Consider the following 14,171-nt stretch of genomic DNA (forward strand, 5'->3'; position numbering starts at 1 on the left):
TCAGCGCTGCCGCACGACGGGCCGCGCTGAGGACCGGGCCGTGACCACGTGCGTGCCGGTGCCGGCGGCCAGGAAGATCCCGCCGAGCAGCAGCCAGCCGGCGGTGCCGTGACCGATCGCGGTGGCCGTCACCACCGCCGGGGCCAGCGCGGCGCCGATCGCGAAACCGGTCTGGCTCACCCCCTGATAGGCGCCGGCGTTGCGGGGATCCGCCAGTTCGAAGGCCAGTTCCCAGCCGCCGGCCTCGGAGAGGACCTCGGCGGCACTGTGCGCGAGCACGGCGAGGATCAGCACGGCGACCGCGATCACGACACTGCCCAGTGCCGCGGCCGCGTACAGCAGGCAGGCCAGGGCGAGCAGCAGGGTGGCCTGGAAGACCACCTTGCCGGCGGTGGGCACGTCCGGGACGAGGCGGGCGGCGCGCACCTGGAAGAGCACCACGACGATCGTGTTGAGGACCAGCAGCAGAGCCACGGTCGCCGCGGGCGCGTCCGTGTGCCCGGCGATCCACAGCGGCACCCCGACCGTCAGCAGCCCGAAGTGCAGGGTGACCACCGCGTTGAGCCCGGCCACCGCCAGATAGCGCCGGTCACGCAGCGGGGAGCGGCCGGCGGCCGGTGTGGTCCCGGGCGCGGCGGCGCTCTCGTGCGGCAGTCCGCGCAGCACGCGCAGCGGGACCGTGGAGTAGAGGACCAGCAGCGCCGCGACCAGCATCGCTGTCGTGTAGGCGGCGGCCGTTCCGACCGCGAGCGCTGCGGCGGCGAGCGCCGAGCCGACACCGACGAAGACGTTGGTGGCGACTCGCAACCGGGCCCGGGTTTCGATCCGGCCCGGTCCGGTGAAGTGCCGGGCCAGCAGAGTCGCCTGGGCGGTGCGCTGCGCGGCCTGGGTGCCGGCCGCCAGGCATGCCACGATCAAGAACGCGATGAGCGTACGCGCGAAGCAGTAGACCGCGAGTGCGGCGCCCTGGCCGACCGTTGCCGTGATCAACACGCGGTGAGCGCCGAAGCGATCGCTGAGGCGCCCCGCGCCGAAGGCGGCGATGATCCCGGCGCCGCCCGCCACGGTCAGGCCCGCGCCGACCACGCCAGGGCTGAGCCCGACGACGGTCGTGAAGTACAGGGCGCTGACTCCGAAGAGGACGCCCTTGGCGGTGGCGCCGGTCACCGTCGCCCAGGTGAGGGCCCGTTCGATCGGGCTGCGAATGGTCACCCACCAGTTCTCGCAGCCCGAGCCGATCGACACGATTGATGTAGCGTATGGCTTCATGGTCGTTCGCTACGAGCTGGCCGGCCCGGACCTGGCCGGGGTGCGGTTCGCCATCTCCCCGCTCAACGAGCTGGTCCTGTCGCTGCGGGCCTGGCGCGACCCCGGCCGTTATCCGATGCACCTGCCGTGGCTGCGCGAGCTGCACCACCTCCGCGACCAGCTCGACGTCCCGATGCTGAACGCACTGGTCAGCGACCGGTTGTGGACCCCGGACTTCCTGACCCCGCGGCCGCGGTCCCCGCTGACCCGCCTCGACGACGAACTCGCCGTGGTGGCTGTCACCCGGCCGGCCGTGGTCGACCGCGATCTGCGCCTGCTGTACACGACGCTTCCCGAGCCGCTGCGCGGAAAACGGCCACTCGGTCGGATCATGGACGCGCTGACCGGATATTGGGACGTCTGCTTCGCCCCGCACTGGCCCCGGATGCGGGCGCTGCTCGACGCGGACGTCACGTACCGCGGTCGCGAGTCCGCCCAGCACGGGCTGGCCGCGATGTTCGCCGGCCTCTCCGAGCGGGTCACCCTGACCGGCGGCGTCGTCGAGGTGAACCTGCGGGCCCGCACGCACAACTACACCCGCCCGGCCACCGGCGGCCTCACGCTGGTGCCGAGCACGTGGACCACGGGCGCCTCCACGCCGATCGCCCCGGACGAGCCGCCGATGATCATGTATCCGGCGAGGGGCATCGGGACGCTCTGGGAACCCGAACCGCTGCCGGCGCCGGGCGCCCTCGCCGAACTGCTCGGCGCGCCGCGGGCCGGCCTGCTCAGCCGGCTCGGCGTGCCGGCCTCGTCGACCGAGCTCGCCGTCGGCCTCGGTGTCACCTCGGCCGCGGTCAACCAGCATCTGCGTGCGCTGCGCGCCGCCGGCCTGCTGACCAGCGCCCGGCACGGGCGATCGGTGCTCTACCGGCGGACCGAGCTGGCCGACCGGCTGCTCGCGGTCAGCGGCGCATGAGCGGGCGGGCCATCCAGGTGGCGGCCAGGGCCACCAGGCACAAGGCGGCCAGGCTGAGGAAGCCGACCCGGAAGGAGCCGGTGGCGTCCTTCACCGCGCCCAGCGCATAGACGAAGGCGAAGCTGCCCAGGTTGGCGCAGAAGTTGCCGAAGCCGCTGATCAGGCCGGCGCGCTCCGCGCCGAGAACCTCCAGCGGTACGGCGAACAGCGGCCCGAAGTAGACCTGGACGAACACCGAGACGAGCGCGACGACGGCCAGCACCCCGACCATGCCGGACACATAGGTGAGCAGCGCCAGACCGGCGGTCAGCCCGGCCAGGGAACCGCCGATGATCAGCAGGGGACGGCCGATGCGGTCGGAGACGTACCCGCCCAGGAAGTTGGCCGGAGCGGTCACCGCGGAACCCAGCGCAGCCACCAGCCCGGCCGTGGCCAGTGACTGCCCGCGGTCGACGACCAGATAGGTCGGCAGCCAGAACGTGAAGCCCTGCGCGACGGCGAGCCGGGCGAACTGGATGACGCCGGTCAGCCACATGATCGGATGCCGGAGCAGGGCGGGCAGGTCCCGGATCCGCACGCTGCCGTTGGCGGGCGGGCTGTCGCCGGCACCCACCCACGAGTACAGCGCGCACGCCAGCAGGCCACCGGCGGCGAAGAGCACGAAGAGCAACTGCCAGCCGAGCGGGCGGACCAGCAGCGGGCCCAGCGAGCTGAGCAGGATGTTCGAGGAGAAGCCGCCGGCCACGTACAGGCCCATGGCGGTGGCCCGGCGCCCGGACGGGAACTGCTGGGTCATCAGCAGCAGGCCGGGCGCGAACACCAGAGCCCGGAAGAATCCGGACAGAGCCTGGTTCAAGAGCAGCATTTCGTACGAGGTGAGCACGGTGAACATGGCTGCCAGCAGGTTCGTCCCGAGCAGACCGACCAGGAACAGGCGGCGCGGCGTGAACCGGTCGGCCAGGTAGCCGGACGGGACCTGCATCAGCGCGTACACCAGATTGGTGACCGCGGCCAGCGTGCCGGCCTGGGTGAAGCTGAGCCCCAGATCGCTGCGGATCAGCGGCAGGAACAGCGCCAGCCCGCCGAAGATCAGCCCCTGGGTGCTCTGGCAGACCACCACCAGCGTGATGATCGATCGCCGACGCCCGGCGCTGGTCAGGGTCGGCATGCCACCGACCGTACCCATCGATACGGGTACGGCCGGTGGCGGGTGGGGTCAGGGCTGAACGACCGGGGTGGCGAGCACCTGGCCTGCCGGGCGGCGGCTCGGCGGGTCGACGGCGTCGTGGGGTGCGGTCCGCCAGGCGTCCCGGTCGAGCAGGACGACGGCGGCGGCGATCACGGTCCAGGCGGCCAGGCCGAGCCACATCATCCGGTCCAGGTCGGCGCCGCCCTCGTAGCCGAAGGTGGCCGGGACGAACGTGCCCTGGACGATGTGGAACAGCATCACGATCAGCACGCTGCCGCGGGCGCGGTTGAACAGCCAGCTGTAGACGATGGTGATCACGAAGGTGGTCGGCACGCCGAGCCAGCCGATCGGGTTGCCCTCGGTGAAGAAGACCAGCGGAAGGTGCCAGACGGCGACGATCGCGCCGAGGATTCCGGCGGTGGCCAGCGGGGACCGCAGTGCCTGCAGGTGCGGCTGGGCGTAGCCGCGCCAGGCCGGTTCCTCGGCCAGCGGGCCGTCGAGCGGGTTGACCCAGCGCAGCGCGAACATCATGGCCAGGTTGCCCCAGGCGAAGGCGGCCAGCGACCACGGCGTACCGCCCAGCTGGACGTTCGCCCAGGCGGTTCCGAAGATCACGGTGAGCGGCAGGCCGACTGCCACGGCGTACCAGTACCAGGGGACCCGCCAGCGGATCATGCGGACGCCGATGTCGCGCAGCCCCGCCAGACCCTGGGTGACAGCGGCGACGATCAGGGCCGAGATGAGCGGGGCGATCGGCAGGAAGTTGGTGTCCGGCAGGACTCCGGCGGCGTACAACGGCCACGGCGACCAGCCGATGGCGAAGGTGAGAACGAAGAACGCGACGAGCGGATGACGGCGGATCATGGTGGGCTCCTCATCAATGGGTATGCCTCCACGCTCGCTGTTCCGGCGGGCGCCGGGTACCCGGCAGCCCGGCCACCCGGGGTTCGGTTTTCTGGTAGGTGAACGCGGTCTGTCCGGGCAGATCGGGGCTCGCCTAGCCTGCTGGCATCAGGGACAGCGCGCCGAGTCGTGTGCTGGTGACGGCGCTGGCAGTGGCCGGACTCGCCGCCGCCGCGATGTCGATCGCCCTGGCCCGGTCCAGCGACGACCAGCCCGGTGTCCAGGCCGGGCTGTTCGTGTGGATCATGCTGCTCTACGTCTTCAGCGGTCTGGTCGCCTGGCGCCGCCGTCCGGACAGCGCTTTCGGGCGCCTGCTCGTCCTGGCCGGCTTCGGCGCCGGCCTGTCGAACCTGGCCTGGTCCGCCAATCCGCTGCTGTTCACCGTCGGACAGGCCTGTGACCTGCTGGTCGTCGCCCTGTTCCTGCACGTGTTCCTGGCGTTCCCGACCGGCCGGCTGACCGGGCCGGCCCGGCCGATCGTCGTCGCCGGGTACGTGGTCGCGGTCGGCCTGCAGCTCACCGTGATGCTGCTCGGCGGCTTCGGACCGGACAACCTGCTCGCGGTCACCGATGCGCCGGCGGCCGCGAACGCGGTGCACGCGGTCGAGTTGCTCACCCTCAGCGGCCTGCTCCTCGCCGGGGTGGCCGTTCTGGCATCGCGGGGACTGCCGCTGCGCCGTTGGGTGCGGCTGCTCGTGGACTCGTTCGCGCTCGGGCTGGTGTCACTCGCGATCCTGCTGGTCATGGGGTTGTTCGCGGGCACCGGATTCGTGGTGGTGCAGCGGGTCACCCTGCTGCTCCTCGGCCTCGCCCCGGTGGCGTTCCTCATCGGTCTGCTGGATGCGCGCTTGGCGCGTACCTCGGTGGCTGATCTGGTGATGGACCTGCGTGCCGCGCCGGACGACCCGCAACCGGCGCTCGCTCGCGCGCTGCGCGACCCCTCGGTCGCGCTGCTGTACTGGCTGCCGCGCTACCGCACCTGGGTGGATTCCGACGGGGTGCCTGTTGATCCGCCCGAACACGACAGCGCGCGGGCGGTCACGGTGATCGAACGCGACGGCGCGCCGGTGGCCGCGCTGGTCCACCATCCGGCGCTGACTGAGGAACCCGAGCTGCTGCGCGCGGTGGCCGCGGCCACCGAGATGGTCCTCGACAACGGCCGCTTGCGCGCCGAACTCCAGGCGAGCCTCGCCGAGGTACGCGGTTCGCGCGCCCGGGTCGTCGAAGCCGGCCGGCGGGAGCGCCGCCGCCTGGAACGCGACCTGCACGACGGCGCCCAGCAGCGGCTGATCGGCCTGTCCATGCGGCTCGGCATCCTGGAGACGCAGCTCGGCGCCGACCCGGCCGCCCGCCGCGCGGTGACCGAGGCGAAACAGGAGGTCGCGACCTCGCTCAGCGAGCTGCGCGACATCGCCCGCGGGCTCTACCCGGCCGTGCTCAGCGGGCACGGCCTGGCGGTCGCGCTGGAGTCCGTGGCCGCCCAGACCCCGGTCCCGGTACGCCTGCGCGTCCACCTCGACGAGCGGCCACCCGAGCCGGTGGAGGTGGCCGCCTACTACGTGGTGTGCGAGAGCCTCACCAACATCGGCCGGCACGCCCACGCGACCAGTGCGACCGTCGACCTGTCCCGGACCGGTGACACCATCGTCGTCGAGATCAGTGACGACGGCGACGGCGGTGTGGACACCGAGCGCGGCACCGGGCTGCGCGGGCTCGCCGACCGGGTCGAGTCGCTGGGCGGCAGCCTGCGGATCTGGAGCCCGTCCGGCGGCGGCACCCGGGTCCGGGCGGAGCTGCCGTGCGGGTAGCCATCGCCGAGGACAGCGTCCTGCTCCGCGAAGGTCTGGCCGGGCTGCTGCGCGACGCCGGCTTCGACGTGGTGGCGCGGTGCGGCGACGCCGACGAGCTGCGCAAGGCGGTCGCCGCGCTCGCCCCGGACGTCGCCGTCGTGGACATCCGGATGCCGCCCACCCACACCGACGAGGGCCTGCGGGCCGCCGTCGAGATCCGTGCCACGTACCCGTCGACCGGCGTGCTGGTGCTGTCGCAGCACATCGAGCCGGCGTTGGCGATGACCCTGTTCGCCGACTCCGCCGACGGCGTCGGATACTTGCTGAAGGACCGGGTCAGCGACGTCGCCGAATTTCTCGCCGCGGTCCGCCGGATCGGCGCCGGCGGCGCTGCGGTGGACCCGCTGATCTTCTCCGCACTGGTGTCGCGCCGTGGCCCGTCCGACCCGCTCGGCGCGCTCACCCCGCGCGAACGCGAGGTGCTGGAACTGATGGCCACCGGTCATTCCAACCAGGGAATCGCCGACCGGCTGTTCATCACCGTGCGAGCCGTCGAGAAGTACGTCTCCAGCATCTTCGGCAAACTCGGCATCCCGGCCACCGGCGGCGAATCCCGCCGGGTGCTCGCGGTTCTGCTCTATCTCCGCTCGTAACGGGTCAATTCACCCGGGGTAGACAGCCGTCAATGTGACTGACAAGATCGCGGGCATTGTATGGCGGCCGTGATCGCGGGATGCGTTGCGGCTGCCTTTCGGCTGTCTGAACCGGGGGTAAAATGCGCACGTCACGGCTGGGCCGCGCCTATTTGGCGGCGGCATTACTCGGCATATCGCTGGGAATCTCGGGAATTCCGCAGGCCAATGCCTACACCGATGTCGTCGCGACGACGTGCATGGCGTCCAAGACGAACCCGACCATGACGTTCGACAAGGGCACCGCGCCGTACGGGACCTTCTACGCGTTCTACTCGGGCTCGGTCTACTGCGGATCCACGCTGATGGCCAACCGTCACAAGATCACCATGAAGGGTGGTTCCGGCGACGGCACCAGCAACGAGTGCACCACCAACCGTGGCTGGCTGCCGAACGGCAAGTACAACGCGCGCTACGAGAAGAACCACCAGACGGATAGCGCGGTGGTCAAGGGTTCGGTCTGGAACCTGGGCAACAAGACGTGTGCGGCCGGCACCGTGACCCGGACCGAGTTGTTCATCCACTCGCAGGGTGGCAACGGTGGCGGCTGGTCCGAATCGAATTACAAATCCGCGGGTTGTATCAAGATCAACCAGACGGACCGGAGCTTTTTGAAGGACCTTTTCGACATCCCGATCTACGGGGCCGCCAACAACACGCTGAACGTCGTCCCCTGAGGAGCCGGGCATGAGAATTCGTAGCGCAGGAGTCCTTGTCGGGATCACCGCCACCCTGATCGTGTCGCAGCTGGTCGGTTCGGCGTTCGCCGAGCCGAAACCGGACCCGACGGCACACGCCAGGGAACTGCTGGTCTTCTACGGCAAGACCAACCAGTGGCTGGCGACCTGCATGAACGGCAAGGGACTCGAGTTCCACCCCGGCCTGGCCAAGGCGGACGTGATCGACGCGTACAGCTCTGTTCCGGAGAGCGAGGTGCCCGAGAAGATCCGTACGCAGATCGCGTCGACGCCCGACGACCCCAACGAGCCGCTGATGGCGACGATGTCGCCGCAGGCGCAGGCGGCCTGGTCGGGCGCGGTGAACGACTGCAGCGCCCAGCTGGAGGAGGAGAAGTCGGGCGGGGCCGAGGGCCGGGCCCGGGTCGCCCAGGCGCAGCGCGCGGCGGCGGCGAGCCCGGAGGTGCAGGCGGCGGCACGGACGTACGTCGCCTGCATGGGCGGGCAGGGCTTCACTGTGGACAGCGACCCGTTCCTGGTGCCGCAGCACGTCGCCGAGGCGGAACACGGCAGTTCGGCCGCCGAGATCGCACTGGAGGACCGGTACGACGCGGCTTGGCGTACCTGTGTGCAGCCCTATCAGCAGGCCTTCGACAAGAAACTCTACGGCTGAGACTTTGTTTCCGGGGTCTGACAACCTGAGGAGCGGCTCGGGCGTAACAGTGGCATGAGGGTGGAGGCAGGGGTGCGGGTGAACGAGGTGAGCGGTGCCACGTTCACCCGCTTCTTCCAGGACAGCGGGCGGCATCTGGTGCGGCTCGCCTATCTGCTCGTCGGCGACCTGGCGGATGCCGAGGACGTCGCGCAGGAGGTGCTGGAGGAGCTGTACCGCAGGTGGGCCGACATCCGCGAGGACACCGCGATGGCGTACGCGCGGACCGCGGTGGTGAACCGTTCCCGCAGCATGCTGCGGCGCCGGGCGGTGGCCCGCAGGTTCGCGCCGTTCCTCGCCGAGCGTGAGCAGACCGCGGCGGCGCCGCTCGAGGACCGCTGGCTGTGGGATCTGGTGCAGGAGCTGCCGCGCCGCCAGCGGGAGGTGGTCGTCCTGCGGTACTGGTGCGATCTCGGCGAGGCGGAGATCGCCCGGGTGCTCGGTGTCAGCGCCGGCACCGTGAAGTCCAGCGCCTCCCGCGCCCGCGCCCGGCTCGCGGCCGCCTTCACCGGGGTTCTGGACAGCCCGAAGGGAGCGCAGTGATGGACGAGCTGGAACGGCGGCTGAGCAACGTGCTGCAGAAGGTCAGCGAGCGTGCGGACCCGGCGGCCGAAAGGCTGCGTCACCCGGCGTCGTCGCCGCGGCGGTCCCGGTTCGGCCGGCTGCGCACCGGCTGGGTGGCCGCCACGTCGGCCCTGGCCGTGGTGGGTGTGGCGGTGGGCGTCGCTGCCGGGGTGCCGGCGCTGAACCGCAACGACGCGCCCGTCGTGCACTCCGAGCCGTCGCCGTCTGTGGGGGTGCTGCGCGGCACCTCCGACGGGACGCATCCGCTCTGGCAGCTCCGCGTCTCCGACGAACCGTCCCGCCCGTTCGACCAGCTGCCCGAGGGAGGTCCGGTCGACCTGCCGGTTCCGTACGCCGTCGACCCGCAACTGGTGCCCGAGCTGGCCGAGGAGCCGACCCTGGTGACCTCGGCCGGGACGATCCGGTTCGATGCCGGCACGACCAAGGCGGTGCGCCTGCTCGCCCAGCGTGATCAGGGATCGTTCATCATGCTGCTGGGACCGGGGCACGACGGCCAGGACGGCCTCTTCGACGTCCGTGTCGAGGTGGTGGCGCCGGACAACTCCCGGCGCCAGATCTACCAGGTGAAGCGGGTCCTCAGTCTCGCCGTCTCACCCGGCGGCACGCTGATGGCGGCCACCACCCCGGACCGCGGGGCCGAGTTGGTCGATGTGGCCACCGGCCGGGTCGTCCACCGGGTGGCCGGCACCTTCACCCAGGTCGTGTTCGCGTCCGACGAAGCCGTCCTGCTGAGCGGCGCGCCGGAGAGCACCACCAGCCTTGCCTGGCGCGCGCCCTGGACCACAGCGGGCGAGCCGGTGGCGGTGCGCAGCGGAACCGCGATGGCCGTGGACGGTGGACTCGTCGCCTTCGACGCCGCGACCGGATGCCTTCGGCGGCTCGACGGCCGGGCCGCGGTGATCGGCGCGAACTGCCACGAGTGGCGCAGTGCCGGCGCTGTTTCCCCCGACGGCCGTCGCCTGTCGGTGGAGTGGGCGGACGGCACCGGCGTCAACCGGCACGGGTTCCTCGACGTCCGGGACAACGTGGTGCGGCCCTGGCCGGCTGCCGGCCTCAACCCGTCCTGGCTCGCCGGTGACGACGTGCTGCTCACCGCCCAGGGCGAACTGGACGGCGTGGTGACGGCCCGGTGCGACCTGACGACGGGCGTCTGCGCGCGCCCGCCGGCCGGCTTCGGCCAGGGCATCTGGCGCGGCGCCTCCTGGATCGGCGGGTGACAGGCGGCTGATCAGCGGCGCCGGGCCGCCGACTTGGCCCGGTACATGGCTGCGTCCGCCTCGCGTAGCAGGTGGTCGGGGTCGGTGGTGCCGTCGCCGGAGACCGCGACGCCGATGCTCACGCCGACCTCGACCACCTGTCCGTCGACGCTGACCGGCTCGCCCACCGCCGCCTGGATGGCGGCGCACACCCGCTGGTACGCGTCCGGCTCGGTCAGCCCGTCGATGAGCACCACGAACTCGTCGCCGCCGAGGCGGGCCACCGTGTCGGTGCGGCGCACCAGCCCGGTCAGCCGGCGGGCGATCTCGATCAGCAGCACGTCACCGGCGGCGTGCCCGAGACTGTCATTGACCGCCTTGAACCCGTCCAGGTCCAGCAGCAGCACCGCGAACCGGTAACCGGCCTCGCGCGCGGCCCGCGCCCCGGCCTGGTTCAGCCGGTCCTCCAGCAGCAGCCGGTTCGGCAGGCCGGTCAGGTGGTCGCGCAGGGCGGCGTTGCGCAGCTTGTCCTCGAGGACGTGGTAGTCCAGCGCGGTCGCGAGCAGGGCGCCGGAGTGGTTCATCATCTCCCGGCCCGGCGGGGTGGTCGACTGGATCCGTCCGACCGCGGCGAGCAGGCCCCAGTCCCGGGCCCGGGTGCGGACCGGGACGACGAACACGATGTCGCCGGCGGCGCCGTCGGCCAGGTCGAAGAGCTCCGCCGGCGGGAACGCCTCGACCGGGACCACGGCGTCCGGTGCGCCGGCGTGGATCCGGAACTCGCCGACCAGATCCAGCCGGTCGTCGGTGGCCTGCCACAGCCCGAGGCAGCCGGCCAGCGCCGGGGTGAGGCCGAGCCAGTCGAGCGTACGGGCATCGTGCTCGCGAGTCCCGAGCAGCGAGAGCCCCAGCTCGTACTGGATGTTGAGGGTGCCCTGCAGGTACTGGACCTGCCCGAACAGCGACCGGGTGTGCGGCTCGGAGACCGGCAGCCCGGTGCTCGGGCAACCGCACGAGTTGCGCCGCTGGAACAGCGTGGCGACATGCCGTTCCCGTGGCTCCGGGGACGGGTCGGCCAGCAGGTCGTACACAGCCGCGCCCACCTGGTCGAGCGGCTGCCGCACACTGGACAACGCCGGCCGCAGGTAGGCCGCGTCCGCGATGTCGTCGAACCCGACCACCGCCAGCTCCCGCGGCACGTCGAAGCCGGCCGCGGTCATCCGCCCGATCAGCCCGATCGCGTTGCGGTCGGTGCCGAGCACGATCGCGGTGGCCGGCATGCCCGCCCGGATCAGCGCGTCGGCGACCGCCTCACCGCCGGACTCGTGGTTGTCGCCGGTGTCGAACAGCAGGTCCGGTTGCGGCGTGAGGCCGTGCGCGAGCAGGCCCTCCCGGTATCCCTCGTGGCGTTCCCGCAGGTCGAAGTGGGCCAGGTAGCCGGCGAAGGCGATCCGCTCGTGGCCGTGTTCGACGAGGTGGCGCACGGCTGCGCGTACGCCGCTGCGGTTGTCGGCCAGGACCACCGACGCGCCGGTGCCGGCCGCCTCCTGGGCCACGAAGATCACCGGAAGCCCGGCGCGCAGCGCGTCGGCGGCATAGCCGCCGGCGACCGCGCCGGGCAGCACCACCAGGCCGGAAAGGTGCTTCCAGGCCACCGGCCGGTGAAAATCGGGCAGGCCGCTGCGGTCGGCGCTGTGCGCGCCCGGATTGAGCGTCTGGACGGCCATGATCCGGTCACCGCCGGCCACGGCCGCGGCGTTGATGCCCTCGATGATCGCGCCGTAGTAGTCGCCGCCGACGAACGGCGACAGGATCCCGAAGGTACGGCCAGTCACGCTTCCATGATCCCAAGAGAAGCGGGCGCCCGCCGCGGATATCATCAATCGCTCGGCGCGGTGGCCATTTCCTCAACCGGGGAGAGATGACGATGACTCGCTACGCGGTCCTGCTGCGCGGCATCAATCTCGGGAGATCACGGCGGGTCGGCATGGCCGACCTGCGTGCGGCGCTGACCGAGGAGGGGTACGAGGGAGTCGGCACCCTCCTGCAGAGCGGCAACGTGGTGCTCGACTCGGATCTCGCTCCGGCCCGGCTCAAGACAGCGCTCGAGTCGTCGCTGCAGGACCGGTTCGGGATGCCGATCGAGGTGATCCTGCGCAGCCGTGACGAGATGGCGCGGGTGGTGGCGTTCAACCCGCTCGGCGAGGTGGCGGACGACGGCTCTCGATACGTGGTGGCCTTCCTCGCGTCGGCGGCGGGCAAGGATGACCCCTTGGCCGGCGTCGAGACGGGAGCGGAACGGTATGTCATCGACGGCTCGGAGATGTACCTGTGGCTGCCCGGCGGCCAGCAGAACAGCCCCACCATGAAAGCCCTCGGCAAGATCAAGACCGGGCCTTCGGCGACCGTACGCAACTGGAACACGGTCGAGAAACTTCTCGCGATGCTTGATCGTCCTTAGAGGACTATCGTCGGTGAATGCGACGTTTGATCACGTTTCTCGCCCTGCTGCTGGCCGGGGTGCTCGGGGTGCCGGGCGCGGCGTACGCGATCGCGAACGGTGAACCCGTGCCGGACGGGAAGTACCGGTTCTCGGTGAAACTGACGATGACCGGGATCCCGACCCCCACCGGCGGACGGCGCAACAGCGCCTGCTCGGGTGCGCTCGTCGCGGCCCAGTGGGTGATCACAGCAGGTCACTGCTTCCGGGACGCGAACGGGGTGCGGGTCGAATACCCCGTCGCGGATCTGACCACGGCGACCGTGGGACGCACCGACCTGGAGGGAACCGGCGGACACGAGGTGACGGTGGTCGCGGTGCGGCAGTCGCCGACCGCGGACGTGGCGCTGGCCCGGCTCGCGAAACCGGTGCGCGACGTGCGGCCGATCCGGCTGGGCAAGCGGGCGCCGCAGGCCGGCGACGTGCTGCGACTGACCGGGTACGGGTCGACGACCAGCGTGAACCCGGCGCCGGTGACGCGGTTGCGGACCGGGCAGATGGCCGTGGTGTCGGTCGCCGAGTCGGTGGTGGGCCTGAGCGGGTACGCCCCGCAGCCGGACACGACCCCCTGCCCCTACGACTCGGGCGGGCCGTTCTTCACCGAGTCGAAGCGGGCGCGGCCGGCGCTCGTGGCGGTGGTCAGCAGCGGGCCGAGCTGCCCGCACACCGGTGTGGAGAGCGCGGCTCGGACGGACAACATCGCCGCCTGGATCCGCGCCGTCATCCGGTGATGGTCTGGGCCACTGCCTTCGGAACCGAGCGGTTGCCCGCCTTGTCGATCGCGGTGTAGGTGATGCGCAGCGTGCCGTTGGCCGGCGCGCTGAACCGGGTCCGCCACACGCCCTCGGCGTCCGGGGTCACCACGATGGGCCGGGCCCTTCGCGTGGCGACCGCGGCGGATTTGACCTTCGTCCATCCTGCGCTGGTGTAGGCGTACCAGGTCGTGTCGCGCTTGAAGACCGCGGTCAGCGCCACGCTCTGCAGGCCGACGCCGGTGTCGGACGCCTTGCCGGTCAGCGACGCCCAGGACCGGGCCAGGGCGGGTCGTGACGGTGTGGTCATGCTGATCGTCGGCCGGCTGCCGTCCTTCTGGACGGTGACCGTGCCGACGGCGCGCGGCGTCGCGGTGCCGCTCTCGTTCGCCGGAGCGGCGGTGATCTCGAAGGCGCCCGCGGCCTTGTACGTGTGTGACGCCGTCGTCCTGGTGACGCTGGCCCGGACCACACTGGTCGTGCCGTCGCCCCACGAGATCTTGACGTTGTCGGCCTCGTCGTAGGTCTGATACGCCAGCGTCACCGCCTCGCCCGGCCAGGTCGTCGCTTTCTCGATCTCGTAGCCGCCGATGACCGTCGACACCGTGACGCTGCCGAGCGGCTCAGGCGCCTCGTCACCGACGGTCACCGTGGGGGTGAAGGTACCGACGCGCTCATAGACGTGCGCGACCTGCGCGGCCCCCGGGACGGTCTCGACCGAGCCGTCACCCCAGTCGATGCGCTGAGTGGTCCCGGCCGGCGCCGACTCGACGAGCGTGGTCGACTGGCCCGCCCAGATGCTGTAGCTGGAGAGCCGGTACGGACTGTCGGGCGCCGCGTCCCCGGCCCGCGCCTTGACCGCCAGGCCGACGCCGACGCTGACGGCCACCACGGCGCCGAGCGTCAGGCTGACGATGGGGAGCGCACGGCGGGACTGGGCCATGGCCT

General features: G+C 71.5%; 14 protein-coding genes. 9 read left to right on the forward strand and 5 right to left on the reverse strand.

Features of this window, described 5'->3' with window-relative positions:
- Positions 1–1,245: an MFS transporter gene (locus OHA21_RS07755; protein ID WP_328471651.1), complete on the reverse strand. Its 1,245-nt coding sequence runs from the start codon at positions 1,243–1,245 to the stop codon at positions 1–3.
- Between the two features lie 22 nt (positions 1,246–1,267).
- On the opposite strand from OHA21_RS07755, the gene OHA21_RS07760 reads away from it, so the two are divergent.
- Positions 1,268–2,227 (forward strand): ArsR/SmtB family transcription factor, encoded by a 960-nt coding sequence (locus OHA21_RS07760; RefSeq protein WP_328471653.1) that lies wholly within the window; start codon positions 1,268–1,270, stop codon positions 2,225–2,227.
- On the opposite strand, the gene OHA21_RS07765 is transcribed toward OHA21_RS07760, so the two are convergent.
- The gene (locus OHA21_RS07765; protein WP_328471655.1) at positions 2,214–3,395 is read right to left on the reverse strand and encodes an MFS transporter; all 1,182 of its coding nucleotides are present in this window, start codon (positions 3,393–3,395) and stop codon (positions 2,214–2,216) included. The genes OHA21_RS07760 and OHA21_RS07765 overlap by 14 nt on opposite strands.
- Before the next feature lie 48 nt (positions 3,396–3,443).
- Complete coding sequence (locus tag OHA21_RS07770) at positions 3,444–4,280, reverse strand: CPBP family intramembrane glutamic endopeptidase (protein ID WP_328471657.1); 837 nt, start codon at positions 4,278–4,280, stop codon at positions 3,444–3,446.
- 176 nt (positions 4,281–4,456) lie between these two features.
- Between OHA21_RS07770 and OHA21_RS07775 the strand changes: the two genes are divergently transcribed.
- From OHA21_RS07775 to OHA21_RS07800, 6 genes are all read left to right on the forward strand, one after another.
- Positions 4,457–6,127, forward strand: coding sequence for a sensor histidine kinase (locus OHA21_RS07775; protein ID WP_328471659.1), 1,671 nt, complete (start codon positions 4,457–4,459; stop codon positions 6,125–6,127).
- Complete coding sequence (locus tag OHA21_RS07780) at positions 6,118–6,762, forward strand: response regulator transcription factor (RefSeq protein ID WP_328471661.1); 645 nt, start codon at positions 6,118–6,120, stop codon at positions 6,760–6,762. The genes OHA21_RS07775 and OHA21_RS07780 overlap by 10 nt, the downstream gene beginning before the upstream one ends.
- A gap of 122 nt (positions 6,763–6,884) precedes the next feature.
- Positions 6,885–7,478, forward strand: coding sequence for a hypothetical protein (locus OHA21_RS07785; protein WP_328471663.1), 594 nt, complete (start codon positions 6,885–6,887; stop codon positions 7,476–7,478).
- A 10-nt stretch (positions 7,479–7,488) separates the two neighbouring features.
- Entirely contained in the window at positions 7,489–8,151 is a 663-nt protein-coding gene (locus OHA21_RS07790; RefSeq protein ID WP_328471665.1) for a hypothetical protein, read from the forward strand.
- A gap of 87 nt (positions 8,152–8,238) precedes the next feature.
- Positions 8,239–8,733, forward strand: coding sequence for a SigE family RNA polymerase sigma factor (locus OHA21_RS07795; protein ID WP_328471667.1), 495 nt, complete (start codon positions 8,239–8,241; stop codon positions 8,731–8,733).
- Positions 8,733–9,992 carry a hypothetical protein gene (locus OHA21_RS07800; protein ID WP_328471669.1) on the forward strand — a complete coding sequence of 420 codons (1,260 nt, stop codon included), beginning with the start codon at positions 8,733–8,735 and terminating at the stop codon, positions 9,990–9,992. The genes OHA21_RS07795 and OHA21_RS07800 overlap by 1 nt, the downstream gene beginning before the upstream one ends.
- A gap of 11 nt (positions 9,993–10,003) precedes the next feature.
- Here the strand turns inward: OHA21_RS07800 and OHA21_RS07805 are convergent, their stop codons facing one another.
- Positions 10,004–11,806: a GGDEF domain-containing protein gene (locus OHA21_RS07805; RefSeq protein ID WP_328471671.1), complete on the reverse strand. Its 1,803-nt coding sequence runs from the start codon at positions 11,804–11,806 to the stop codon at positions 10,004–10,006.
- Positions 11,807–11,898: 92 nt separating this feature from the next.
- On the opposite strand from OHA21_RS07805, the gene OHA21_RS07810 reads away from it, so the two are divergent.
- Positions 11,899–12,432, forward strand: coding sequence for a DUF1697 domain-containing protein (locus tag OHA21_RS07810; RefSeq protein ID WP_328471673.1), 534 nt, complete (start codon positions 11,899–11,901; stop codon positions 12,430–12,432).
- Positions 12,433–12,449: 17 nt separating this feature from the next.
- On the forward strand, positions 12,450–13,202 hold the full coding sequence (locus tag OHA21_RS07815; protein WP_328471675.1) for a S1 family peptidase: 753 nt from the start codon (positions 12,450–12,452) through the stop codon (positions 13,200–13,202).
- Here OHA21_RS07815 and OHA21_RS07820 read toward each other — a convergent pair.
- Complete coding sequence (locus tag OHA21_RS07820) at positions 13,192–14,166, reverse strand: hypothetical protein (protein WP_328471677.1); 975 nt, start codon at positions 14,164–14,166, stop codon at positions 13,192–13,194. The genes OHA21_RS07815 and OHA21_RS07820 overlap by 11 nt on opposite strands.
- Between the last annotated feature and the right edge of the window lie 5 nt (positions 14,167–14,171).

The sequence above is a fragment of the Actinoplanes sp. NBC_00393 genome, assembly GCF_036053395.1.
Classification (GTDB): Bacteria; Actinomycetota; Actinomycetes; order Mycobacteriales; family Micromonosporaceae; genus Actinoplanes.

What these genes read in the sequence shown, in the direction of transcription:
- OHA21_RS07765 (WP_328471655.1), bottom strand. Translation starts at nt 3,395, where the DNA reads ATGCCGACCCTGACCAGCGCCGGGCGTCGGCGATCGATCATCACGCTG.
- OHA21_RS07785 (WP_328471663.1), top strand. Translation starts at nt 6,885, where the DNA reads ATGCGCACGTCACGGCTGGGCCGCGCCTATTTGGCGGCGGCATTACTC.
- OHA21_RS07800 (WP_328471669.1), top strand. Translation starts at nt 8,733, where the DNA reads ATGGACGAGCTGGAACGGCGGCTGAGCAACGTGCTGCAGAAGGTCAGC.
- OHA21_RS07810 (WP_328471673.1), top strand. Translation starts at nt 11,899, where the DNA reads ATGACTCGCTACGCGGTCCTGCTGCGCGGCATCAATCTCGGGAGATCA.
- OHA21_RS07760 (WP_328471653.1), top strand. Translation starts at nt 1,268, where the DNA reads ATGGTCGTTCGCTACGAGCTGGCCGGCCCGGACCTGGCCGGGGTGCGG.
- OHA21_RS07790 (WP_328471665.1), top strand. Translation starts at nt 7,489, where the DNA reads ATGAGAATTCGTAGCGCAGGAGTCCTTGTCGGGATCACCGCCACCCTG.
- OHA21_RS07820 (WP_328471677.1), bottom strand. Translation starts at nt 14,166, where the DNA reads ATGGCCCAGTCCCGCCGTGCGCTCCCCATCGTCAGCCTGACGCTCGGC.
- OHA21_RS07770 (WP_328471657.1), bottom strand. Translation starts at nt 4,280, where the DNA reads ATGATCCGCCGTCATCCGCTCGTCGCGTTCTTCGTTCTCACCTTCGCC.
- OHA21_RS07815 (WP_328471675.1), top strand. Translation starts at nt 12,450, where the DNA reads ATGCGACGTTTGATCACGTTTCTCGCCCTGCTGCTGGCCGGGGTGCTC.